This window comes from Clostridium sp. BJN0001, assembly GCF_022869825.1.
In the GTDB taxonomy this organism is placed as follows: Bacteria; Bacillota; Clostridia; order Clostridiales; family Clostridiaceae; genus Clostridium.
In genome coordinates this window covers 286,246-311,929 of record NZ_CP094971.1, presented here as the reverse complement: position 1 = coordinate 311,929, position 25,684 = coordinate 286,246, and the positions used below count along the sequence as shown (strand labels likewise).

22 protein-coding genes and 2 riboswitches are annotated in these 25,684 nt (G+C 29.9%); of the genes, 6 read left to right on the top strand and 16 right to left on the bottom strand.

Annotation, left to right across the window (positions count from 1 at the left end):
* Nucleotides 1-14: 14 nt before the first annotated feature.
* On the bottom strand, nt 15-1,613 hold the full coding sequence (cimA, locus tag MTX53_RS01575) for a citramalate synthase (protein ID WP_244834441.1): 1,599 nt from the start codon (nt 1,611-1,613) through the stop codon (nt 15-17).
* Nucleotides 1,614-1,644: 31 nt separating this feature from the next.
* A complete protein-coding gene (ilvN, locus tag MTX53_RS01570) occupies nt 1,645-2,148 on the bottom strand; it encodes an acetolactate synthase small subunit (protein ID WP_244834440.1) in 504 nt (167 codons plus the stop codon).
* Between the two features lie 730 nt (nt 2,149-2,878).
* On the opposite strand from ilvN, the gene MTX53_RS01565 reads away from it, so the two are divergent.
* The gene (locus MTX53_RS01565) at nt 2,879-4,939 is read left to right on the top strand and encodes a methyl-accepting chemotaxis protein (protein ID WP_244834439.1); all 2,061 of its coding nucleotides are present in this window, start codon (nt 2,879-2,881) and stop codon (nt 4,937-4,939) included.
* A 60-nt stretch (nt 4,940-4,999) separates the two neighbouring features.
* A complete protein-coding gene (locus MTX53_RS01560; protein ID WP_244834438.1) occupies nt 5,000-5,158 on the top strand; it encodes a hypothetical protein in 159 nt (52 codons plus the stop codon).
* A gap of 42 nt (nt 5,159-5,200) precedes the next feature.
* On the opposite strand, the gene metE is transcribed toward MTX53_RS01560, so the two are convergent.
* The 9 genes from metE to MTX53_RS01515 form a co-directional block, all read right to left on the bottom strand.
* A complete protein-coding gene (gene metE / locus MTX53_RS01555) occupies nt 5,201-7,489 on the bottom strand; it encodes a 5-methyltetrahydropteroyltriglutamate--homocysteine S-methyltransferase (RefSeq protein ID WP_244834437.1) in 2,289 nt (762 codons plus the stop codon).
* A gap of 30 nt (nt 7,490-7,519) precedes the next feature.
* Nucleotides 7,520-7,706, bottom strand: a riboswitch (cobalamin riboswitch).
* 81 nt (nt 7,707-7,787) lie between these two features.
* Nucleotides 7,788-7,894, bottom strand: a riboswitch (SAM riboswitch).
* A 54-nt stretch (nt 7,895-7,948) separates the two neighbouring features.
* Nucleotides 7,949-8,398, bottom strand: a complete 450-nt coding sequence (locus MTX53_RS01550; RefSeq protein ID WP_244834436.1) for an Hsp20/alpha crystallin family protein — start codon at nt 8,396-8,398, stop codon at nt 7,949-7,951.
* A gap of 356 nt (nt 8,399-8,754) precedes the next feature.
* A complete protein-coding gene (locus MTX53_RS01545) occupies nt 8,755-8,961 on the bottom strand; it encodes a hypothetical protein (protein ID WP_244834435.1) in 207 nt (68 codons plus the stop codon).
* A 1-nt stretch (nt 8,962) separates the two neighbouring features.
* The gene (locus MTX53_RS01540; RefSeq protein ID WP_244834434.1) at nt 8,963-9,208 is read right to left on the bottom strand and encodes a hypothetical protein; all 246 of its coding nucleotides are present in this window, start codon (nt 9,206-9,208) and stop codon (nt 8,963-8,965) included.
* 165 nt (nt 9,209-9,373) lie between these two features.
* Entirely contained in the window at nt 9,374-10,723 is a 1,350-nt protein-coding gene (gene glmM / locus MTX53_RS01535; protein WP_244834433.1) for a phosphoglucosamine mutase, read from the bottom strand.
* A gap of 82 nt (nt 10,724-10,805) precedes the next feature.
* A complete protein-coding gene (locus MTX53_RS01530; RefSeq protein ID WP_244834432.1) occupies nt 10,806-11,120 on the bottom strand; it encodes a YerC/YecD family TrpR-related protein in 315 nt (104 codons plus the stop codon).
* A 463-nt stretch (nt 11,121-11,583) separates the two neighbouring features.
* Entirely contained in the window at nt 11,584-11,727 is a 144-nt protein-coding gene (locus tag MTX53_RS01525; RefSeq protein WP_244834431.1) for a hypothetical protein, read from the bottom strand.
* A gap of 3 nt (nt 11,728-11,730) precedes the next feature.
* Nucleotides 11,731-13,062 (bottom strand): ATP-binding protein, encoded by a 1,332-nt coding sequence (locus MTX53_RS01520; protein WP_244834430.1) that lies wholly within the window; start codon nt 13,060-13,062, stop codon nt 11,731-11,733.
* Between the two features lie 571 nt (nt 13,063-13,633).
* Nucleotides 13,634-14,467: an AIM24 family protein gene (locus MTX53_RS01515; RefSeq protein ID WP_244834429.1), complete on the bottom strand. Its 834-nt coding sequence runs from the start codon at nt 14,465-14,467 to the stop codon at nt 13,634-13,636.
* 254 nt (nt 14,468-14,721) lie between these two features.
* On the opposite strand from MTX53_RS01515, the gene MTX53_RS01510 reads away from it, so the two are divergent.
* The 4 genes from MTX53_RS01510 (at nt 14,722) to MTX53_RS01495 (ending at nt 20,225) form a co-directional block, all read left to right on the top strand.
* On the top strand, nt 14,722-15,978 hold the full coding sequence (locus MTX53_RS01510; protein WP_244834428.1) for a transposase: 1,257 nt from the start codon (nt 14,722-14,724) through the stop codon (nt 15,976-15,978).
* Nucleotides 15,979-16,412: 434 nt separating this feature from the next.
* On the top strand, nt 16,413-17,708 hold the full coding sequence (gene hisS / locus MTX53_RS01505) for a histidine--tRNA ligase (protein ID WP_244834427.1): 1,296 nt from the start codon (nt 16,413-16,415) through the stop codon (nt 17,706-17,708).
* Between the two features lie 131 nt (nt 17,709-17,839).
* Entirely contained in the window at nt 17,840-19,762 is a 1,923-nt protein-coding gene (locus tag MTX53_RS01500) for an oligopeptide transporter, OPT family (protein WP_244834426.1), read from the top strand.
* A 121-nt stretch (nt 19,763-19,883) separates the two neighbouring features.
* Complete coding sequence (locus tag MTX53_RS01495) at nt 19,884-20,225, top strand: PqqD family protein (RefSeq protein WP_244834425.1); 342 nt, start codon at nt 19,884-19,886, stop codon at nt 20,223-20,225.
* 46 nt (nt 20,226-20,271) lie between these two features.
* Here the strand turns inward: MTX53_RS01495 and MTX53_RS01490 are convergent, their stop codons facing one another.
* From MTX53_RS01490 to MTX53_RS01470, 5 genes are all read right to left on the bottom strand, one after another.
* Entirely contained in the window at nt 20,272-20,994 is a 723-nt protein-coding gene (locus MTX53_RS01490) for a cell shape determination protein CcmA (protein WP_244834424.1), read from the bottom strand.
* A gap of 1 nt (nt 20,995) precedes the next feature.
* Nucleotides 20,996-21,640, bottom strand: coding sequence for a YhbD family protein (locus MTX53_RS01485; RefSeq protein WP_244834423.1), 645 nt, complete (start codon nt 21,638-21,640; stop codon nt 20,996-20,998).
* A 288-nt stretch (nt 21,641-21,928) separates the two neighbouring features.
* The gene (buk, locus tag MTX53_RS01480; protein ID WP_244834422.1) at nt 21,929-22,996 is read right to left on the bottom strand and encodes a butyrate kinase; all 1,068 of its coding nucleotides are present in this window, start codon (nt 22,994-22,996) and stop codon (nt 21,929-21,931) included.
* A 17-nt stretch (nt 22,997-23,013) separates the two neighbouring features.
* On the bottom strand, nt 23,014-23,928 hold the full coding sequence (ptb, locus tag MTX53_RS01475; RefSeq protein ID WP_244834421.1) for a phosphate butyryltransferase: 915 nt from the start codon (nt 23,926-23,928) through the stop codon (nt 23,014-23,016).
* A gap of 135 nt (nt 23,929-24,063) precedes the next feature.
* Nucleotides 24,064-25,668 carry an FAD-dependent protein gene (locus MTX53_RS01470; protein ID WP_244834420.1) on the bottom strand — a complete coding sequence of 535 codons (1,605 nt, stop codon included), beginning with the start codon at nt 25,666-25,668 and terminating at the stop codon, nt 24,064-24,066.
* Between the last annotated feature and the right edge of the window lie 16 nt (nt 25,669-25,684).

Genomic DNA, 25,684 nt, shown 5'->3' with positions numbered 1-25,684 from the left:
GTTCTTCCTCCTTTTTAAAAAAACATTTTTAATTTTTTTTCTATATCTTTTATAAGTTTATATTCTATTGAATCAACAAGAGCTATCCAACTTGCTTCAACAACATCTCTTGAAACCCCAACTGTTGTCCAGTTCTCTACCCCATCTGTTGATTCTATTAATACTCTTACCTTTGCTTCTGTAGCACTTCTCGAGTCTAAAACTCTTACTTTATAATCTACAAGCCTAGCCCTTTTTAATTCTGGATAAAATACTTCAAGCGCCTTTCTTAATGCCTTATCAAGTGCATTTATAGGACCATCGCCCTCAGCTGCTGTCATTTCATTTTGTCCATCTACTGCTATATTGATTACTGCTGTCGAACTCATTTCATGCTTTTCTACCGGCTTTTCCCCAATTATTTTAAAATGATTTAGCTTGAAAAACGGTTTATACTTTCCAACCATCTTTCTCATGATAAGCTCAACAGTTCCTTCTGCCCCTTCGAACTGATAGCCTTCATATTCAAGCTCTTTTATTCTGTCTGTTATTTTTACTACCGCCGGATTATCCTTTTTTATTTCAGGAAATAGTTTTTTTATTTCATTAAATATTGTGCTTCTTCCACTTACTTCTGATACTAAAAACCTTCTCTTATTACCAACCAATTCTGGATTTATATGCTCATAAGATTTAGGAAATTTTGTAACAGCATCTATATGCATGCCCCCTTTATGTGCAAAAGATGATGTTCCAACAAATGGTACTTTATCATCTAATGTAATATTGCATATTTCTGCTACGCCCCTTGCGCTCTTAGTAAGATTTAAAAGTTCTTTTTCCCCAATAACATCACATTTCATTTTTAATTTAAGTGCAGGTATTATTGCACTTAAATTTGCGTTCCCGCATCTTTCCCCAATTCCTATAAGTGTTCCCTGCACCTGTGATGCTCCTGCACTAACTGCCATGATTGAATTAGCAACTGCCATCCCCATATCATCATGGCTGTGAATTCCTATTTTTGCTCTAGTAAGTATTTTTAAAGCTTCCCCTGTTATAGAGTATATTTCTTGTGGAAGAGTGCCCCCATTCGTATCACACAAGACTACTGTTTCTGCCCCTGCTTTTTCTGCTGCCTCTATAACTTTTAATGCATAATCTTTATTGGCTTTATATCCATCATAAAAATGTTCTGCATCAAAAATAACTTTTTTATTACATGAGCATAAATATGAAATCGTATCTTTAATCATATTTAAGTTTTCTTCTAAAGATGTCTTTAAAATTTCAGTAACTTGAAAGTCCCATGACTTCCCAAATATTACAATATCTTGAACCTCAGATTTTAAAAGTTCCCTGATATTCTTATCTTCCTGAGCCTTTGTCTCAGGTTTTCTGGTTGAACCAAACGCAGCAATTTTCGAATTTTCTAATTTGATATCTTTTAAAAGTTTAAAAAATTCCATATCTTTGGGATTAGAACCTGGATTTCCAGCTTCTATATAATCTACTTTAAGATTATCTAATATCTTTACAATCTTTATTTTATCCTCAATTGAAAAAGATATTCCTTCGCCTTGTGCTCCATCCCTTAATGTGGAATCAAATATATTTACATTCTTTGAAGCCACGCTGCCCCCTCCTTATTTAATTATTTATTGCTTAAATTGTGTCTTTATCTATTGTTTCATTTCCCCTTTGAAGAGCTGTAACCCCTGTTCTTGCAAGCTCAATAATGCCAATTTCTTTCATAAGATTTATAAATGCTGAAACTTTGCTTTCATTTCCAGTAAGCTCAATAGTCATTGTACTATTTGAAATATCAACTATCTTGCTTCTAAAAATATTTACTGTTTCATTGATTTCTGATCTGTTTTCTTTTGTAGCTTTTACTTTTATAAGTACAAGCTCTCTGCAAACAGAATCTTTAGGTTTAAAATTTACAACATTAATTACATCTTCAAGCTTTGCAAGCTGTTTTTTTACCTGCTGTAACATATCCTCATCTGTAAAAAGTGTTATTGTCATCCTTGAATTTTCATGATTTTCTGTCTGCCCCACTGTGAGACTTTCTATGTTATAGCCTCTTCTTGAAAATAGACTGCTAACCCGTGTTAACACGCCTGATGAATTTTTAACTAATACAGATAATACATGCTTTTCCAACCAATCACCCCCTAAAATTGGTAAAAAAATACCACCCTTAATGATATACATCATAAGAAGTGGGATATAATTCCGCCTTATTAACCAATATCACTAGGTTCTAACAAACCCTTGCATATAACGGATGCCACCGGACACAACTTACTAAGAAATTACTTTCCTTTCTGAAATCTGCTCAAGAGTGATAATCATAAAAACATAAGTACCAATTTCCACCGTAGCATTGGCTCTCTAAAACTTATTTAAGCTTTATAACTGTCTCCTTCATTGCATTTATAAAATTAAAAGACATATTCTGTTGTTCAAGTTTATGGCTTTAGTTTACTCTTTAAAATCTTCAATGTCAACATGATTATTTGTTTTTTTATTTTTTTATTAAAATAGCAATTTTAACCTTTTTGCATCATACTATTTTAATAATTTGTTATATTTATGTTGTATTTTTTTGCATATTATCACTAATTTGTTTTATATTTTTACATAATATAAGAAAATTAAACTTATATATACTAAATAATTAATTTATTTTTTTAAATTTTTAATTAAACTGGTTTAATTAGAAAATTTTTATTCGTTTATCAAATATTTGTAATTTAACAAACATTTAATGACAATTTAATCTTGTTTTAACCATTATATGTGTATGATATTATTAATAAACTATTTATTAATACATTACTCTACATGTCATTAGTAAGTCACTTTACATGCATATAATGGGGAGGATTAAATGAAACTTTTCAAAAAAAAATCTAAGAAAAATAATCAAAAAAGGAAGAAAAAGAAAGAACGTCAGATAAGTTTTGCTAATAAAATAGTAATCGAGGTAACCGCTTCTATCATTTTAATATGTCTTTCACTATCCCTTTTCATTTACTATAAATTCACAAAGAGCATAATTTCAAGTACAAGAGAAACTCTTATAGACCGTACAATTGATAGCTGCAAAATAATAAATGCAGAGCTTGAATCAAGAAAAAATGAGCTTCTTAATATTGCATATTCTGATGAAATTCAGACAATGGACTGGAAAGTTCAGCGTCCTTTGTTAATTGAAGAAATGAATAAATGGGATTTTAATAACATCTTCATATTAGGAAATGATGGACAAGCTTTTTATGCAGATACAAATGAAATAAAAGATGCTTCTTCAGATGAATTATATAAAGAATCTCAAATTACTGATTCTTTTATCTCAAGACCTAATATACAAACTGATGGAAAAGAATCAGTAATAACAGTAGTAATCCCTGTAAAAGATAATAAAGATAATACAATCTGTCATCTATGTGGAGCAATAAATATTCAGGAAATTAACGATTTTGTTCAAAGTATTAAAGTTGGAGATAAGGGATATGCTTTTATTGTAGATAATAATGGTAACTTTATTGTACATAAAGATATGTCTTATGTTCAAAACAAATCATCACTTATAGAAAATGCTTCAAAATATAGTGAAAAAGAATTAGAAGAGACTAAAAACTTTTTATCAAAGATATCATCTAGTGAAACAGATACAATGTTTCTTAATATGAATAATTCATATTCCCTTGCATCATTTACTTCGATTCCAAATACAGAATGGTCAATAGTTATTGTTACATCAGTTTATGAAATGTTTAAAGACATAATATCAATAAGTATATCTCTTGTAATCTTTTTAATAGTAACACTTATGGTTGCAGCTTTTATATCAGTTATAATAAAGAGAAGTCTTAAAAAAGAGCTAAGCTTAATTGAAAATTGTTCTAGAGAGCTTTCAAATTATAATCTTTCATGTACAGTAAACCCATTAAGTAATAATGAATTTGGAACAGTAGTTAAAGCGATTAATTTAAGTTCTTTTAATTTAAATCAGTTAATATCAGCTATAAAAGAAAAAAGTTCATCTATATTTTCTAAGAGTGTTAAAATCGATGATATGATTTCGGTTATTTCAAACGATCTTAATGAAGCAGCTGATAAATCAACTCAAATTTTTTCAAGCCTTCAGGAATCATCATCTCTTTTGTCAGAAGTAAATTCTATTACAGAAAATGTTGATAATTCTACAACAACATCTGCCTTAAATGCAAAAAAATCTATAGCTTATGCAGATAAAATTGAGATGCAGGCAGGAACTTTCTATGAGAATACTAAGAGCTTCTCAGATAACATAAAACAAATATATGAAAAATGCGGTGGAAAATTAAAAGAATCATTAGATCAAATAAAAAGTGTTGAAAATATTTCTGAAATAACAGAAAGTATTTTAGAAATATCAGATAGAACAAATCTTCTAGCATTAAATGCATCAATTGAGGCCGCACGTGCTGGTGAAAATGGAAAAGGCTTTGCAGTTGTAGCAGATGAAATAAGAAACCTTTCTGATGAATCTAAAAATGCAGTAATTTTAATAAAAAGTAATATAACTAATGCACTTTCTTCAATCTCAGAACTTGCTGAATCATCTAAAGAGCTTTTAGATTTTGTTGATAAAGATATACTAAAAAATTATTCAGACATAATAGATATAACACTTTCATATAAATCAGCAGGTACAGATTTTAAGAAAATTGCAGATACTTATTCAGAAAATTCTTCTAAAATATCAAATTCTGTATCTAATATAAAAAATAATATAAATAAAATATCTGAATTTATATTTTCCATAACAGAATCTTCATCAACTATAAGCAATAATATGCAGAATATACGAGAAAAAAATTCTGATATATTAAAAGAATCAGATAAGAATAAAAATAACTCTACAGTGCTTTCCGATATGGTTAAGAAATTTAAATTAAAATAAATTATAAATAGATGAATAATATTTGATTAAATTTCCCATACTATAGATGAGGTGATTGTTATGGCTAAAGCTGGCATGAGAAGGCCTAACGTAAAAGATCCACATGGCACTGAAAGTAATCATAAATATCACGTAGATAAAAATGATGTTTCTCCCGTTCCTGAAATTCAAGGAAAAGCAAAATCAGGCAATAAAAAAGCACACACTATTACTTATTAAAAAAGAGGTCTTGCACTAATTATTTTAGTGCAAGGCCTTTTTTTAAAGCTCTTCTCTTATTTTTTTAGCTGCATTAACTAAATTTTTAAGACTTTTTATAGTTTCCTCTGTTCCTCTTGTTTTAAGTCCACAGTCAGGATTTATCCATAGCTTATCAGCATCTATTTTTGAAAGCATTATTTTTATTGCATCTTCTATTTCTTCTTCTGATGGAACTCTTGGAGAATGTATATCATAAACTCCTGGTCCTATTTCAAGTCTAAAGTTATTTTCTTTTAGAAAATCAAGAATAGAGAAATCTGATCTTGCTGCCTCTATAGATATAACATCAGCATCCATATCATCAATAGCCTTTATTATATCGTTAAATTCACTATAGCACATATGTGTGTGAATCTGAGTTGATTTTTTTACCTTTGCATTTGTAAGACGGAATGCAGGAATTGCAAAATCAAGATATTCTTTCTGCCAATCACTCTTTCTTAGAGGAAGCTTTTCTCTTAAAGCTGCTTCATCTATCTGTATTATCTTTATTCCATTTTTCTCAAGGTCAAGAACTTCCTCACCTATTGCAATACCAATCTGATACATTATTGACTTAATGTCAATATCTTCTCTTTTAAATGACCAGTTTAGAATTGTGACAGGCCCTGTAAGCATACCTTTAACAGGCTTTTCAGTCTTTTCTTGTGCATATTTTATCCACTTTACAGTCATAGGCTCTACTCTTTTTATGTCTCCATATATTATAGGTGGCTTTACCCCTCTTGTCCCATATGACTGAACCCAGCCGTTTTCTGTAAATAAAAATCCTTGAAGAAGTTTTCCAAAATATTCAACCATATCTGTTCTCTCATATTCTCCATGTACAAGAACATCAAGTCCTATATCTTCTTGAAATTTTATAACTTCATCAATTTTTTTCTTTAAGAAATTATTATATTCTCCTTCTTTTATAATTCCATTTCTAAATTTTTTTCTTTCATTTTTAATCTCTGCTGTCTGAGGGAATGAACCTATTGTTGTTGTTTTAAGTAGTGGTAAGTTAAATTCTTCTTTTTGAAAATCACGTCTTGTATCAAAACTTTCTTTTCTTCTAAAATCAGATGGTTTTAAATTCTTTATTTTTTCTCTGACTTCTTTTAAGAAGCATAACTTATTTTCTCTCTTTCTCTTTAAAATAAGACCATTTGCAACAAATTCACTGCTGTTTTCATAATCTTTATTGTCTTCTAAAATTTTAATTTCTTTAAGTTCATCAAGTTTTTCCTCAGCAAAAGCCATGCTCTCTTTGTACTCATCTGCAAGTTTTGTCTCATTTTTTACTGTATATGGTACATGTAAAAGTGAGCAGCTTGTACCTAAAATAATTCTGTCTCTATCTATATTTTTTTCAATTTCTTTTAATACTTCAATAGATTTTTTATAATCATTAACCCATATATTTTTTCCATTAATTATTCCAGCAATAAGCTTTTTATTCTTTGGAAAACCATACTTTCTGATTAAGTTTAAAGTTTCTTTTCCTTCAACAAAATCAAGAGCTATTATATCAAATTGTAATTCAGAAATGTTTTTATATATGTCCCTTATATCTCCAAAATAAGTTTGAAGTATAGACTCAAATTTATATTTCTTTTTAAATATCTTAGAGTATACAGATTTAAAAAGTTTAAATTCATCATCTGTAATATCTTTTACAAGTTCAGGTTCTTCTATCTGAACGTATGATGCACCTTTTTCATCTAACTTATCAAATATGTTAGAATATACATCTGCAAGACTATCTAAAAGATCTTCAAAACTTCTTTTTGTATTAATCTTAGATAATTTTAAAAACGTAAATGGTCCAATTATCACAGGTTTTGCATTTATGTCTAATTTTTTTGCCTCATCATAAAGGTCAAATATTTTTGTATCATTAAGCTTAAACTCTGTATAATCATCTATCTCTGGTACAATATAGTGATAATTTGTATTAAACCATTTTTTCATAGCAAGTGCTGTTACATCATTTCCATCTTTCTGATATCCTCTTGCCATAGCAAAATATGTATCAAGATTATCAAGATTTAAATCTTTGTATCTTTTCGGTATGACATTAAGCATATAAGCTGTATCAAGAATATTATCATAATAAGAAAAATCATTGACAGGTATTATATCTATACCTTTGTTTTTCTGTATCATAAAATACTCTTTCCTTAAATTTTGTGATGTTTTTAAAAATTCTTCCTTTGTTATCTGCTCCTTAAAATACTTTTCAGTAGCAAATTTTAGTTCCCTTTTTCTGCCTATCCTTGGATAGCCTGAAATAGTTGTTTTTAACATATTTTTTCCTCCTTATCCCTCATCCCCAAGGGCTTAAATTAAATATAAGGCAGGTCTCCTGACTTATTATCAGCCTACTCTTTCTCCTTCCCGCTTTTATAGTAAGCAGTGGATATAGAAATTTCGTCCAAAATACAGTAGTGGGTGCTGCTCAGGATTCTAACCTGATTCCCTATTATCTTTTATTTCTAAAAGCACCTTATATCCGCTTTATTAAAATTTAAAGCTTTTTATATATTAAAAATGCACCAGAAAATAAATTCCGGTGCATTATTAACAACACATTCTAAGAAAATACTTCTTATCTCTGAGTAAAACACTCCAGGAATTAGCACCATATAATAATAATCTATTATTGGTTGCTGGGCTTCAACGGGCCAGTCCCTCCACCTCTCTTGATAAGTTTTTAATTTTCTATATTATATACTTACATTAACTTAATTGTCAATATAATATTTTTTACCTAATAAATATCTTTGTGCTGTCATCAACCTTCTGCTCAGTCTTTGGAAGAATTATTTGAAGTTCTCCATTTTGGAATTTTGCACAAATTTTTTCTTTGTCTACATTGTCAAAATAGAATTGTCTGCTAAATTCTCCATAGCTTCTTTCTTTTCTTATATAATTGTCCTTTGATTCATCATGGACTTCTTCTCTTTTTGCTCTTATTACTAAATTATTATCCTTGTAATCTAGTGCTATATCCTCTTTTTTTACTCCAGGAAGTTCTGCTGAAACTAGATATTCTTTATCAGTTTCTCTTACATCTGCATTAAATTTTTTCATTCCTTCATCTGAAATATTCATTGGTGAGAAAAAGTCATCATTAAAAAAGTCAGTAAAGAAATCATTAAATGCAACGCCTTTCTCTTCATTTTTGTTAGTTCTAAATGGTATTAATCCAAACATACTAAAACCTCCTTAAAATATATAAATATAATTTTTACTTTTTGTTTAGGATCTTTATCTATTTCCTTTGTACAAGTACATTATACTTTTAAGGTCAAAGAAAGTCAAAGTAAAATAAATATGGATTTTTATTGTTTTTTTCTATTTATAGTGATTATGTGAGTTTAGCTTGTGTTTTCTAGCTAATTCTAAGTATTTTGAAGAATATCTATACAGTCTATAAAAATTAATATTTAAATAAAAAAACTGCCAAGGCGACTATGTTATATCCCCTATGCTAAAAAGTTATCCACACATTTAACTGCAATATAATTTTCTAAAGAAAAAATATAATCTATTCTTTTCCTTACAGAATATCAAACAGTTCCACCATAACCGGAAGCTTTAACTAATTCATCATCGTCTGAAAATTCAACATCCATCTTTTCTAAATAATCAGTAGCTATAATTGTATGAAATGCTCCATTGTCAATAATAACATTCTCTACTAAAACAGATTTATCTCCATGTTTTAGAATTATTGAAGTGTACAATAGTCCATCTTTAAATTGCAAATTATTCATTTTATACACTTCTTCTAATCCCAACATGCTTTACTAACTGTATTATTAATTCTTCATTTTTAGTATTGTATACTAATTGACCTTTTTTACAATTTATAAACTCTTTTCTTGCATCTTTTCCATCAGAAAGAGCTTTAATAACTGCAACATCATCCACATATTCTTTATTATCTTTTATGTGAGATTCTAAGATTTCAAATTTTACAAATTGATTAGGATACAATTCTCTTACTTCTTTCCATTTCATACAGAATCACTCCTTATCTTTAATTTTATATCATAATTATATTACTACTTAAATCTACTTATAAAGAGATTTCTTAAAATGTTAAAAAAAGAGAATCCAAATGAATTCTCTTTTTTATATCATGCTAAAGCAAGCATTAATATTCAATTTAAAATGTTCAAACTTTTACTTAGTATACTTATTATGTATTAAATCAGCAAGTTTATGAGCCATTTTATCAATTTCTTTTTGATTTTCTCCTTCAAGCATTACTCTTACTAGAGGTTCTGTTCCTGATGGTCTTATAAGAACTCTTCCTACTCCATTAAGAGAATCTTCTATCTTTTTAATTTCAGCTTGAATTTCATCATCATTTAAATAATCTTCCTTTTTATCGTTTGGTACAACAGCATTAGCAAGTACCTGTGGAAGATCTTTCATAATAGAGCATAATTCTGATAATGATTTTCCCTTCTTCTTAACAATTGTAGCAATCTGAAGTGCTGTAACAAGCCCATCTCCAGTAGTATTGTAATCTAAGAAGATAATGTGTCCAGACTGTTCTCCACCAAGAGTATATCCCTCTCTTATCATCTTTTCAAGAACATATCTATCTCCTACAGTAGTCTTTACAAGATTCATTTTAAGTTTCTTGCAAGCTATATCAAGACCTAAATTACTCATTACTGTTCCAACAATTGTATTGTGGCTTAACTTTCCAAGCTCTTTTAAATAGCTTCCACATAACATAAGAGTGAAATCTCCACTTATAAGATTTCCTTTTTCATCAACAGCTAGACATCTATCTGCATCTCCATCAAAAGCAAATCCTACATCGCATCCCTCTTTAACTACATAATCCATAAGTTCTTCAGGATGAGTTGAACCACATTTTTCATTAATATTAGTTCCATCAGGATTATCATTTATTACAAATACATCTGCTCCTAAATCTCTAAAGGCTTTTACAGAAGACTTGTAGGCTGATCCATTTGCACAGTCAAGTGCAACTTTTAATCCTTTTAATGAATATGGAGCTGTCTTTTTTGCAAACTCTATATAATCATCAAGAGCTCCAACTTCAAATTTCTTTCTTCCTATTTCTGTTCCTTCTGGACTTGGAACATTTTTAAATCCGCTTTCAATTATCTCTTGAATTTTGTCTTCAAGCTCATCAGATAATTTGTATCCTTTATCATTAAAAAATTTAATTCCATTATATTCAACAGGATTATGTGATGCTGAAATCATAACTCCGGCATCAGCTCCATACTTTCTTGTTAAATATGCAACTGCAGGAGTTGGTACTACTCCAAGAACTATTGCTTCTGCTCCAACAGATAAAATTCCTGCTGTAAGTGCAGATTCAAGCATGTCTCCTGAAATTCTTGTATCTTTAGCAACAAGTATCTTTGGCTTATGAGCACCTTCAGTTAATACAAAAGCTCCTGCCTTTCCTAAATCATAGGCAATCTGTGCTGTTAATTCTTTATTAGCGACACCTCTTACTCCGTCTGTTCCAAACATTCTACCCATATATATATTTACCTCGCTTAAAATATTCTATATTCATCGTAACTAGTATAATATTTTTTATTATATTTTACAACGATATAAATTATTTACTCTTTTTCTCTTGTAATTTCAGCCTATTAAGGACAAGACTATATCCATCGCTGCCATAATTTAAACATCTGTTAATTCTGCTTATTGTTGCTGTACTTGCTCCAGTAAGTTTTACTATTTCGGTATAAGTCTTTTTTTCATCTAGCAATTTTGCAACATGAAATCTCTGTGCTAAAGCCTGTATTTCATTAATTGTAGCTACATCTTCAAAAAATTTATAACAATCCTCGACACAATTAAGCTCAAGTATACCTTTAAAAAATAAATCTAAATCTTTACTCTTCAATTTTGATTCAAGCCCACTCATTACTCTGCACCTCATCACTTTTTATAAATTAAAGTCTATATTGATATTATAACTTCATATCTAATACTTTACAACTTTAATACGCTAATAACATGCTAAATGACAAATTGTTAAATGACAAAGGACAGTGCAAATGACAAATGGTTAAAGGACAAATGACAAATGATATAGGAATAAATTCTAATTGATAATTTAGGTGGAAATCAAATCTAATTGACAATGGACAATGGACAATTTAGGTGGTTTTTTGCGTTTTACGCAAAAAATAAAGCTTTCGCCTGAAGCGAAAGCTCATATATTTTGGTTTCTGCGACTTAGCAGAAACTTCCTGATTTGTCCTTTGTCATTTGTACTTTGTCATTTAATTTGGGGTTTCTGCGATTTTGAGCAGAAACAACCACAATTATCAATTTGCACATTATCAATTATCAATTAACGCATTATCAATTATTTGTATTGTATATTAAATTAACGAACAATCTTTCAATATTTTTTCAATTACCTCCCAGATTGCAAGTGAAGGATTCTCTTTATAATACTTATATCCTTTATATTGTTTCAGTGTATAGCCATTCTTTTCATTATTTTGCATAATTCTTTTTGCCATACATCACACCACCTCATTTTTAGTTGCAAGGATTTCTTCAAATATAGGTACAAAATCAATGTCCTTTATAGCTCCATATTGACTTACAAAATAATTTTTCATATAATCTTCATTTTTACGAACACCTTTTTCTCCTGTTGTCCCAAAATCTGATAGTGCATACAGTGTACTATCATGATTATCATCATCTCTTTCCACAAATTTGATTTCATCTCTTCTAAAAAGATTTGAGTTAAGAAAAATTGGATTATGAGTGTTAAAAATTAATTGAGCATGATTAATATTTATATCATCATTATGAAAAATATTAATAATACTCATAAGAGCCATTGGATGAATTGATGCATCAAATTCATCAACTACCAATGTTCCTCCAGTTTGGATTGCACGAATTACAAGTGGAAACATATTGATAAATCGAATTGTCCCATAAGACTCAAAAATCTCTGCTGCTATAGCAGTACTTTTTTTATTTTTAACATCTTTAAATATAGAACATAACTTTGCCTCTGAATCATCATCACTAACAACATAACCTACTGCATTAGAATTTATTCCAAAAAGCTTAGCAGCTTCATCTGTTGTTTTTTCAACATATACTGCTTTTTTTTGTGGATCAGCAAATCGTTTAATAAGCTGCATGGAATCTGCACGATAAATAACCATAAACTTATTTGTAAACCAATCTGTTATAAGCTTAACAAATTTCTGTGAAAAAATAAGTTTAAATCCATTTATCAAAAATAGTTCCTCTTGATTTAAACTATTTTTTGCTATATCAATAGCACCCTCCATGTTTTGCTTCATTGGATCAGAAAGATAATCTTTTATTACTTTTAAATTACCAAAAGATAAATCTTTAGTTCTACAAAAAACTTCGTCTCCATCCACTATCAATTTTTCGGATAAAATTTTTCTCTTATATTCACTATCAAGGAACGTTCCTAAATCAACACTAACACTATATTCAATTCTTAATCCATTTTCAAAAAAATCAACTGAAAATTCAACTGGCTGAGCAGTTTTACATTTATTATTTGGAATTAATTCCAACTCAGCTGATGCTGTATTTGGAGATGCTTTTTCCTCTGAATTTCTTATATTTCCTCTTAAAACAATTGCACGAAATACATCCATTGCTCCGATAATATTTGTTTTACCTGCTGCATTAGGTCCATAAATCACTGAGGAGCATAGCCCCTTTAATGTTTTTCCTTTTATTTTCTTTTCACACAAACTATAATCAAGTCCTTTTTGCTTTGGTGCTGCAAGCATAGAAAACTTCGTTTCCTCCACAAAAGACTTATAATTTTTTGTCTTAAACTCTAGTAACATTTTATAAACCTCCATTCTGCATTATAATTGCAAAATCATACTACCATTATATGTTTATAATGCCCATAAGTCAATGTTTCTATTCTTGTTTTGCAATTATAATGCAAAACTAGTTGCAAATTATGTGCTAAAGGACAGTACAAATGACAGTACAATGGACAAACTTTCAAAGGACAAATGACAAATGTGGTGGAAATCCTGTGCAATTGAGAATTAATAATGGATAATGGACAATTCAGGTGGAAATTCCTACGGAATTTCATTGTATGGTTTTTTGAGATTCTCGCAAAAAAATAAAGCTTTCGCCTGAAGCGAAAGCTCATAAATTTTGTTTTCTGCGCTCAAGCAGAAACTTCCACAATTGTCAATTGTCAATTGTCAATTTTTACATTAATTTGGGTTTCTGCGATTTTGAGCAGAAACATCCATAATTATCAATTATACATTAGCACATTATCAATTCTATCAAATTCCAAGTTTCTGCGTCCAAGCAGAAACAACCATCTTTGTCATTTGTCATTTGTACTTTGTCATTTAATATGTCCTTTGTCATTTGTACTTTGTCATTTGTCTACTCTTCTGTATTACTATCATGTTGTGATTTTCTCATTTCACTAAGACCTTGCATCTTTAATTTACTATAAACACTCTTAGTTGGTGCAAGCCATACTTCTCCTGTTCCTCTGTACACATTAACAAGTCCTTCTTTATTTACTATAGAACCTGCAATTGTCTTTGCTGACTTTTCAACTGAAAATTCAATATTTCCTGTCCTTAAAATTGCAAAGTTTCCATCAACTTTTAAAGTATCATCTATTAGTACGCACTTAAAAATTTCACTTTCAGGAACAGGTATTTCAAGTGCTACTATGCCGCTACCACCTAGTGATGTCTGCCACACCCCTTCATTTCCAAGCATCATGGAAGATAGATTTTTCTGTGCTTGCACGCTTACATCAACACTTGTCTCACAAGCATAAAATAAACCATCATCTATTATTATGTCATCATCTTCAAGCTCAATTAGAGCAAAGTTTGAAAAAGATGGTTCTAAAAATATTTCTCCTGTTCCTGAATATTCTGGTTTAAATAATGTTTCATTTGTTATTTTGCTAGATAATAATTTCTTACCAAAACCAAATACCCCACCTGATTTTGTACTTATATTTATATCACCTTTCATATAACTTAATGCACCTGGCTCAATACGAACAGCACTATCATCAAGTTCAATCCTTATCTGCTTTAACTTTATGTCTCCTCTTTTTATTACATTAAGTGCAAAAGCGCTTTGAACATCATCTGCCCCATTTAAATCATCGTATTCAAGTATTTGAAATATAGAATCATTTTCCATCTTGTAAATCATGTTAAGCTTATTTTTTATATTAAGTGAACTTCTCATAAATTTTTGTCTCCTTTTTTATCAAACTATATTTTATGTACATTATATAATACAAATTTTATCATTAAAAGAACTTATTACATATAAAATTATTTGAGTTTCCGTAAAATTATCCACAATTGATAATTTTACGGATTTTTAATCCACAAATTCTTAATTTTTACATAAAAATAAGGAAATACAGTGAGTTTTCTGTTATAATTTTTTCACCACAAAAAAATAGCACTAAACAAAAAACAAAGGAGTATTTCCCTATGAAAAATTTTACCACAAATACATATGAAATTAAAAGAAAAATTATTAATTTTACAGAAAAAATTACAGATGAAGTTGGACAGGTTGAAAGAAAATTTATTCAAGATACTATTTATGGAATTTGTAAATCAAAAAGTATTTTACTTTCTGACATTTCAGATTCTCTTATGGAATCTATAAACAAGGTAAATACTGTAGAACGGTTAAGTAATAATTTAATGAAAAATATTTCTGATAGCGTTACTGTTAACTATAAAAAACAACTACTAAAAAGTATTGATATGAATGATCCTGTTATTCTTGTTGATGATAGTGATGTAATCAAGCCTTATGGCAATAAATTCGATTCTTTAGGATTTGTTCGTGATGGCTCTAGCCGAAAAAACACTTGCGAAAAAGGTTATAAAGTTACAGAAATGGTAGCTTTAACTCAAAATAAAAAGCAGCCAGTTAGTTTGTTTTCAAAGATACATTCAGCAAAAGAAAAAGAATATAAGTCTACTAATACAGTCACATTTGAAGGGCTGACTTCAGTAATTAATACCATTAATACTAAAGGTACTTTTATTTTTGATCGTGGATATGATATGAATGATCTTTTCAAATTTATGTATAATCAAAATCAAGATTTTGTAATTCGATTAACTGAAAGAAGAAAGATATTTTTTAAGGGTAAGTGGTACAAATCTACTACATTAAGAGATTCAAGAAAAGGCAAAATAAAAACAAAAGTATTATTTCAAGGAGAAGAAAAAGATTGCTATATAAGTCATATTAATTGCCAAATAACAGCTGCAAAAAAGAATATGTATCTAGTTTTAATATATGGCCTATCGCAAACTCCAATGATGCTCGCTACTAATAAAATAATTAAGTCTAAAGAGGATGTAGTAAAGATATTAAGATTATATATGTCTAGGTGGAGAATCGAAGAATATTTCAGATTTAAGAAGCAAGAATATGGCTTTGAAAACTTTAGAGTTAGAAGTTTAAAATCTATAAATAATTTAAATCAATTATTAACATACACAATAGGCATGGTGGGAATTTTAACAGATAATATTGGAACTAAAAGACTATCTAATAATATTATTTCAAATGCTAAAGCTTTTAAGAAAAAATGCTTATTTTATTACTATCAGATGGCAAGGGGAATATCGAAAACCCTTGCCTATGCAAGGAACGGAATAAAAGAATGGCAAAATATAAGAAAAATTACTTCAAGCTATCAATTGTATTTTAATCTCACGATGTAAATTTATAAAAATCAATAGCCACTAAAAAATCGTATTTTTAATACGTCTTTTTAGTGACCACTTTTTTAGAGAAATCACATTAAATTCACAATATTTATTTAAAACGCTAACTCATACTCGTATTTTTGCATTTTTAATGTAAAATACGGAAACTCAAAAAAATTAATATTGAACATTATTCTTTTATAGTGTATAATATTTTATAGACTATATTAAATTAGGAGAATATTTTTATGAAAACATCGGATAGTAAAATATCTAGCATTATACATTATCATTCTTAATTAACTTGCTCTGTAAGAACAGATATAGGTTATAGAATGTCTTGTATTCATACTGCTGATGCAACTTAAATGTTTTTATAATTTATCAGAAGTCATTCAGTGGAGTTAAACTGTGTGGCTTTTATTTTATTTACGAAAGGAAGAATGAAAATGAAAAAAGCAAAAATAACTCCAAGTATACTTCCAGGTTTTATGGAGCTTTTGCCAAATGAACAGAAAATTTTTAATGATATTACAAACAAAATAACTGAAGTTTATCAAAATAATGGATGTCTTCCTATTGACACTCCTATAATAGAAAAATCTGAAGTTTTACTTGCTAAAAGTGCTGGAGAAACTGAAAAGCAGGTTTATAGATTTAATAAAGGAAGTAATGATCTTTCTTTAAGATTTGATCTAACTGTTCCGCTTTCAAGATTCGTAGCACAGCATTATAACGATTTAGCATTTCCTTTTAAGAGATATCAAGTAGGAAAAGTTTATCGTGGAGAAAGAAACCAAAGAGGACGTTATAGAGAATTTTATCAATGTGATGTTGATATAATAGGAAACAATAAGTTAAGCATAAACAATGATGCATTCGTAATAAATTTAGCTTATCAGGCTCTTAAGAAAATTGGTCTTAAGACTTTTAAATTCCAAATAAGCAACAGAAAGATATTATCTGGAATATTAGAAGCTAAAGAAATTGAAAACATCAATGAAGTAATGATTTTAATTGATAAGTATGACAAAATAGGCGAAGATGAATTTAAGAGTTCATTAAAAGAATTAGTAGGCGATGAAAAAGCTTCTTTCTTAAATGAGATATTAAAATTAAATGGAACTGCTTCTGAAATATTAGAAAGCTTAAAAGAATTTAATCTTGATAATGAAACTCTTAATAAAGGAATTGAAGAACTTAAAACTGTAACAGATATTCTTGATTTATTAGGACTTGAAAAAGAGTCTTATGAAATAAATCTTAAAATAATAAGAGGTCTTGATTACTACACAGGAACAGTATTTGAAACATTCCTTAAAGGAAATGAACATTTTGGTTCTGTCTGTTCAGGTGGAAGATACGATAACTTAGCTGAAAACTATACAAATAACGTTCTTCCTGGAATGGGTGTATCTATAGGACTTACAAGATTATTTTATGTACTTAAGGAAATTGGATTTATAGATTCTTATAAAATAGAACCTTCAATAGACTATCTTATAATCCCTATAGGTGATACTTTAAATTATTGCCTTAAAGTATATAAGACATTATTATCTGAAGGCAAAAAAGTTGATATATACTTAGACAATGACAAAATAAAGAAGAAATTCACATTTGCAGATAAGATAGGCGCTAAAAACGTAATAGTTATTGGTGAAGACGAAGTTTCTTCAAATGCTATAAAAGTAAAGAACATGGAAACTGGTGAAGAAAAGCCAATAAAATTAGATTTAAAGTAAACAATTTTTTTATATAAATATTATTGCCGTAATACGCTTACGCATTAATATATTTAATACTTAATTTAGAATAAAATTGATAGTATATTAATGCTGAAGCTATTTTTTTAATTAATTAAAGGAGGAAAACAATGTCAAAAGCAAGCAAAAAACATAAGCCGTTTATTTCCCATGATACAGTATTACCGGAAATAACAATAACATCTATATTCTTAGGAGTGCTTTTAGCTGTTATCTTTGGTGCAGCAAACGCATATTTAGGATTAAAGGTTGGTATGACAATATCAGCTTCAATACCAGCAGCAGTTATGTCAATGGGTATTATAAGAGTAATTTTAAAAAAAGATTCAATATTAGAAAATAATATTGTACAAACTATAGGTTCAGCTGGTGAATCAGTTGCAGCTGGTGCAATTTTCACAATCCCAGCAATCTTTATTTGGAGTAAAGAATGGGGAGATGCTAATCCATCATTATTTGAAATTTCAATCATTTGTTTATGTGGTGGTATTTTAGGAGTCTTATTCATGATTCCTTTAAGAAAAGCTCTTATCGTTAAAGAACATGGAATTCTTCCATATCCAGAGGGTACTGCATGTGCACAAGTTTTACTTGCAGGTGAAGAAGGAGGCTCTAAAGCTTCTGGAGTTTTTGCAGGTCTTGGAATTGCTGCCGTATATAAATTCGCAGCAGAAGGATTAAAACTATTTTCAAATGAAGTTCATCATGAAATTCCAGGCTATAAAGGTGCTGGATTTGGTTTAGATGTACTTCCTGCATTACTTAGTGTTGGATATATATGTGGTATTAAAATATCTTCTTATATGTTCGCAGGTGGTATTTTAGGATGGCTCGTAATTTTACCATTAATCTCTCTTTTTGGTGGAAGCATGGTCATGTATCCCGGCACAGATCCCGTATCTTCAATGGATTCATTTGCATTATGGTCAAGCTACTTAAAATACATAGGAGCAGGAGCTGTTGCAGCTGGTGGAATAATAAGTTTATTAAAATCTCTTCCACTAATAGTTTCAACTTTTTCAGCATCTATTAAAGATTTATCAAATAAAGACACTAAAACTGTTTCTGACTATAGAACAGATAAAGATTTACCTCTTGGAGTTATAATCGGTTCTATAGTAGCTATAATATTAATAATATGGCTTGTTCCTACAATCCCAGTTTCTTTTGGAGGAGCATTACTTATAGCTATATTCGGATTCTTCTTTGCAACAGTTTCATCTAGAATAGTTGGACTTGTAGGAAGCAGTAACAACCCAGTTTCAGGAATGACAATTGCTACACTTCTTATTACAACTGTTATTTTCAAGGCGACTGGTGTTGTAGGACACGAAGGAATGTTATCTTCTATCGCAGTAGGTTCAGTTATCTGTATAATTGCAGCTATAGCTGGAGATACATCTCAGGATTTAAAAACAGGATATATAGTTGGAGCAACTCCTTACAAACAGCAGATAGGTGAAGTTATCGGTGTTGTTGCTTCTTCAATCACAATAGGTGGAGTATTATATTTATTAAACGCTGCATGGGGATTTGGTTCAGCAGAACTTACAGCACCTCAGGCAACACTTATGAAAATGGTTGTTCAAGGTGTTATGGATGGAAATCTTCCTTGGACTTTAGTATTCGTAGGAACTGGAATTGCTATCGTAGTTGAAATACTTGGAATCCCAGTATTACCATTTGCCATTGGTCTATACTTACCAGTTCATTTAAGCACAGCAATAATAATTGGTGGACTTATAAGATTTTACTTCGAAAAGAAGAAAAAGATCAGTGAAGAAAAGAGAAAAGATTCAATTGACAGAGGTATCTTATATACTTCAGGACTTATCGCAGGTGAAGGTCTTGTAGGAATATTACTTGCCGTATTTGCAATAGTTAAAATTGGAGGTAAATCAATTGCTCAAATAGTTGATTTATCAGGTGCTGTACATTTTGGTAGTCTAGGTTCTTTAATAGCCTTTGGTTTATTAATACTTACACTATTTAAATTTACAATATGGCATAAAGATAAAAGTCAGGCAAAATAATTTAGATAATAAATAACTTTATTGGCTGCTACACATTAAATATGTAGCAGCCATATTGCTTTTTAAATAGTATTTTTTTAATTAATAAGCTAACAATACTATTATAGGAGGATTTAGAACCATGAAAAAAGACGTAAATTATTTAGATTATGTACCAGTTATAAATCAAGAATTTAAATGGAACGTATCTAAAGATGGAATTGTAACAATAGACGTAATAAATAAAGGTTTCTTTAATAAAATCGCACAGACTATTTTTAGTAGACCAAAGATAAGTAAAATAGAACTTGATACATATGGCAGCATAGTCTGGAAAGCTATAGATGGAACAAGCGATATAAGCTCAATAGCTGATAAAGTAAGAGATGATTTTGACGATAATAGTGAAAATTCATTTTATACAAGGCTTGCAAAATTCTTTGCTATATTAGAAGAAAATAAATTTATAAACTATAAAAAATAAAAGAATGTAGAGAGATTTGTGTAAACAAATTTCTTTACATTCTCATTTAATCTATTTTTTTGCAAACAGTCTTATAATTACTGTTTATATTTATTTCATTTCTATATTCTACAGTATCGATATTGCAGTTATCTCCTATTATAACGTTATTTCCTCTTACTATCCTTGCTGTAGTATTTTCAAGAAAAACATCATCACCTTCAATTGTATCTGCTTCAAGCTTTCTATTTGTCATAAAAATATTTAACATCCTAGCAAATAAGTGACTTCTACCAAGTTTTACTTTTATATTTTCTCCACCTATATCTTTTGCTTTGCAGTTTCCATAAATCTCTACATCAATATTTCCTGCATTTAATAATCCGCCTATGTTAAATCCACCTTGAGCATTAAAGTTTTCTGCTTCACAGTCACCACCTACAGATAGCATTCCTGATGTTTTTATATCTTCTGTATGAAGATTTCCTCCAACATTATACGATCCGCTTATTTTTACTTTTTTGGCATTAACATCACCTAATATATGAGAAGAACCGCTTATTGATAATTCATTAGTATTTAGTGATTTCATAATTTTAGTGCTGCCGCTAATCTTAATTGTTTCAGCCTTTATATTTGAACTTGCAGAAGAAGAACCTGAACATCTGTAGCTAGAGCACTCTATATCTCCTTCAATTTTAGCTGATCCACTTATCTTTATCTCATTATATTTTCCACCACCGATTTTACCAGAACCAGAAATTTTCATATCAATTAATTTTTCCTCCATTTTAAAACTTCCCTTCATTATAATTTATTTTTGACTTTAATTTTTCTACACATTCTGCAGCATTCACCTTTAATACAAGTATAGCTTCGCTTTCAATATATATTTCATTTGGTATTAACATTAAGAAACATATTCCTACTCCAAATTTTCTCATAAGCACTACATCACAACATCTGCCATCAAAATTTTTATAGTTCTTTTCTAATGTATCTAAAACCAATCTACCCTCTTCTAAACTTGCCTTACCCGATTTAATAAATTTATCCACAATACTAATAAATAGTAGCTCATTGAAATAAAATCCATTACTTTCTTTATGAACATCTTTATATAAATTTATTGCAGCTTGTGAAACAATGTTTTGTTTAAGTATTTCGTTTTCTTCCAAAAATACTGATGAAAGATTAGGTGAAAAGATTTTTGCTAACTCATCTAAAGACACATCTTCCTTAAGATTCTTTATTTTTTCTATTCTATCTAATATTTCTTTTCTTGGAAAAAATGTTTCTTGTCCAGTAAAGCTAGATTTTTTTATGAACCAATCCTCAGGTATAAGGTCTTTCCTCTTCCATCTATATAATTGACCATATGATATATTCGTTATTTTAAGCAATTCTTTTTTAGAAATTAAGTTGTCCTCTTCCATATACTCACTCCCACTTTTTTATTTTATGCGTTTAGTATAACATAACATTGTTACGTTGGCAATATTTATATAAAAATAAATCTAAAATGCAAAAAAGTGTCTATATAAAAATGATTTTTAATCATCATTTTTATATAGACACTTTTTTTCAAATGACAGGTCACAAAAGACAAAAAGCTTTCGCCTGAAGCGAAAGCTCATAAGTTTTGGGGTTTCTGTGCCTAAGCAGAAACCTCCACATTTGTCCTTTGTCATTTAATTTGTCATTTGTTCTTTGTCATTTGTCCTTTAGTATACCTTAGCTTTTTCCTTACCGCTTAATACTGCGATAGCACCCTGTGCTAATGCTAATAATTCATCTTCACCAGGGTAAACAGTAACTGGTGCAATCCATTCAACATTTGCCTTTAAATCTGGTACAAGTGTTGGAGAATATGCAATTCCTCCAGTTAAGATAATCTGGTCAACTTTTCCGTTAAGTGCTGCTGCCATTTCTCCTACTGATTTAGTTAATTGATATAAGAAAGCTTTGTAGATTTTTTCACATTCTTTATCTCCAGCTTCCATCTTATCAATTGTTCCCTTTACATCGTTAGTATTTAAGTATCCAACAAATCCGCCTTTTCCAACTACTTTGCTGTATACTTCTTCTTCAGAATACTTTCCGCTAAAGCACATCTTTATTAAATCTCCTGCTGGAACTGCTCCTGCTCTCTCTGGTGAGAATGGGCCGTCTCCATCAAGTGCATTGTTTACATCAACAACTTTTCCATGATTATGAGCTCCAACTGATACTCCACCACCCATGTGTACAACAACAAGGTTTAAGTTTTCGTATCCTTTTTTTGACTCTCTTCCATATCTCTTAGCAACTGCTTTCTGATTTAAAGCATGGAATTTACTCTTTCTTGGAATATCAGGAGTTCCTGAATATCTTGCAACGTCAGCTAATTCATCAGTTACAACTGGATCAACGATATATGATGGTATATTTAATTCATCAGCAATTGATCTTGCTAAAATTCCACCTAAGTTTGAAGCATGAGGTCCTTGTACTCCTACCTTTAAGTCTTCAACCATAGCATCATTTACAGCATAAGTTCCGCCTTCAACTGGCTTTAAAAGTCCGCCTCTTCCAACTATGGCATTTAATGACTTCATATCAAAATTGTTTTCTTTAAGTACCTTTACAATAACATCTTTTCTAAACTGAAACTGATCATAAATTTCTTTAAACTGTTTTAGTTCTTCATTTGTATGTCTTAAAGTCTCTTCAAAAACTTCTTTTTCATCTTCATAAACACCAATTTTAGTTGATGTTGAACCTGGATTTATAATTAATAATTTATAAGCCATCTTCATCTCTCCTTATATTATTTACAGCTGTTATTATGAGCAACTAATGCTGCAAGTGCTATAGAATTTACCTTTGTTTCAAAAGTATCAGATCTTGAAGTTAAAATTGCTGGAGCTGAAGTTCCAACTAAAAGACATCCGTTTTTAGCAGGTGCAAAATAAGTTAATGTCTTATACATAACATTTCCTGTTTCGATGTTTGGAAGCATTAATATATCGGCTTGTCCTGCGACATCTCCCTTAACTCCCTTATGTCTAGCAGATTCTAAAGAAATAGCATTATCAAGTGCAAATGGTCCGTCAACAACGCATCCTCTGAATTGTCCTCTGTCGCTCATCTTTGCAAGTAATGCTGCATCAACTGTTGATGGCATGTTTGGATTTACAACTTCAACTGGGCATACAACTCCAACCTTTGGATTTTCAAGTCCACATGCATGTGCAACTGTTACTGCATTATTTATTATTGCAATCTTATCCTTTAATTCTGGATATGTATTAAATGCAACATCAGTTAAGAAGAATAATCTATCCCATCCTTCAATTTCAAATACTGCAACATGAGACATTGTCTTTCCAGTTCTTAAACCAACTTCTTTATTTAATACGTTTCTTAAGAATGTCTTTGTATCTACAAGACCTTTCATAAGCATATCAGCATTTCCGCTTGATACAAGCTTAACAGCTTCAAGTGTTGCTTTTCTAGGATCCTTTACATCCATTATTTCAAAATTCTTTAAATCCATGTCAATTTTATCTGCAACTGCATGAATCTTTTCTTTATCTCCTACTAATATAGCGTTAGCTATTCCCTTTTCATAAGCTTCTTTTATAGCCTCTAATACGGGTTCGTCTTGTGCTACTGCTACTGCTACTTTTTTAGTAGGTATTTCTTTTAATCTTGAAAATAAATCTGCAAAATTTTTACTCATTTTATTATGCACCTCTAACCTTTCATATATTTATATAATAATTATCTTATATTGTTAATTTTGTGTCAATCGCTTATAAAGCTCTCCATATATATTTTAACAAAAATATAGTCAAAAAGCTAAATTTTCAGAAAATTAATTGATATTTTCACTATATTTCGTAATTAGGCTTTCTGCTGACTTAATTCCGTCAACTGCTGCTGAAATTATTCCCCCTGCAAACCCTGCACCTTCTCCGCATGGATAAAGGCCTGACACGTTTATTGACTCTAAATTTTTGTTTCTATCTATCCTTACAGGTGCTGATGTTCTTGTTTCTATTCCAGTAAGAACAGCATCATCCATACCATAGCCTTTAATCTTTGAATCAAAATTTATTATTCCTTCTTTTAATCCATCAATAACGTATGATGGAAGACAATTTTTAAGCTCCTCAAAAACATATCCTGCTGTATATGAAGGCTTTACGCTTCCAAGCTTTGTACTCTTTCTATCTTTTAAGAAATCTCCAACAAGCTGCACAGGAGCTTTATATCCTCCACCTCCTAATTTATACGCTAGGCTTTCGTAATGTCTTTGAAAATACATTCCTCTAAGTGGAGAAGAACCTTTAAAATCATCTGGATTTACTGTAACTACAAGAGCTGAATTAGCATTTACGCCATCTCTTGCATGATAACTCATACCATTTGAAACAAGCCTTTCCTTTTCAGATGCTGCTGCTACAACTATTCCTCCAGGGCACATACAGAATGAATATATTCCACGCTTTAACTTTGCTGACTGATATGAAAGTCTATAATCAGCTGCATGAAGCTTTGGATGATCAAAATATTTTCCATACTGGCTTATATTTATAATTTCCTGTGGATGTTCAGCTCTAACCCCTATTGCAAAAGCTTTTGCCTCCATATTTACTCCCTCATCATAGATCATTTCATACGTATCTCTTGATGAATGACCTATTGCAAGAATAAGAGCATTACATTCTCTTCTTATTCCATTTACTACGATAGCTTTTAGCTTTCCTTCAGATATTTCTATTTTCTCAAGCTTTGATTCAAAATTTACTTCTCCGCCTAAATCAATTATCTGCTTTCTTATATTTTTAACGACACCTTTTAAAAGATCAGTTCCTACATGCGCCTTTGCCTGATATTTTATCTCTTCTGGTGCACCAGATTTAATAAATTCATCTAAAATAAATGAACATCTGTGATCTTTTATTCTTGTTGTTAATTTTCCATCTGAAAAAGCTCCTGCTCCACCTTCTCCAAACTGAACATTTGATTCTGTATTTAACTTTCCTGTTTTCCAAAAGTTATTAACAGTCTTTGTTCTTTTATCCACATTTTCGCCACGTTCATACACAATAGGTTTATAACCATTTTTAGCTAAAGTTAAAGCTGCAAATATTCCCGCAGGGCCAAATCCTATTATGACAGGACGCTCTATAAGTTTTTCATTTCCATGAATTATATCTTCTCTTTTTTCTATTTCTTCAAATCTTATATCTTTACTATGTGCAGATTTTAAAACTTTTTCATCATCTTCAGTATAAACATCTATAGAATAATTAAACTTAATATCATTTTTCTTTCTCGCATCTAAGCTCTCTTTGATAATTTCAATATTCTTTATAGCATTTTCAGAAATTCCAAGCTTTTTACGTGCTTTCTTCTTTAAGTCATCTTTATCTTCATCAAGATTTAGATGAAGATTATTAATTCTAATAGGCAAATTCTATCACCGTCTT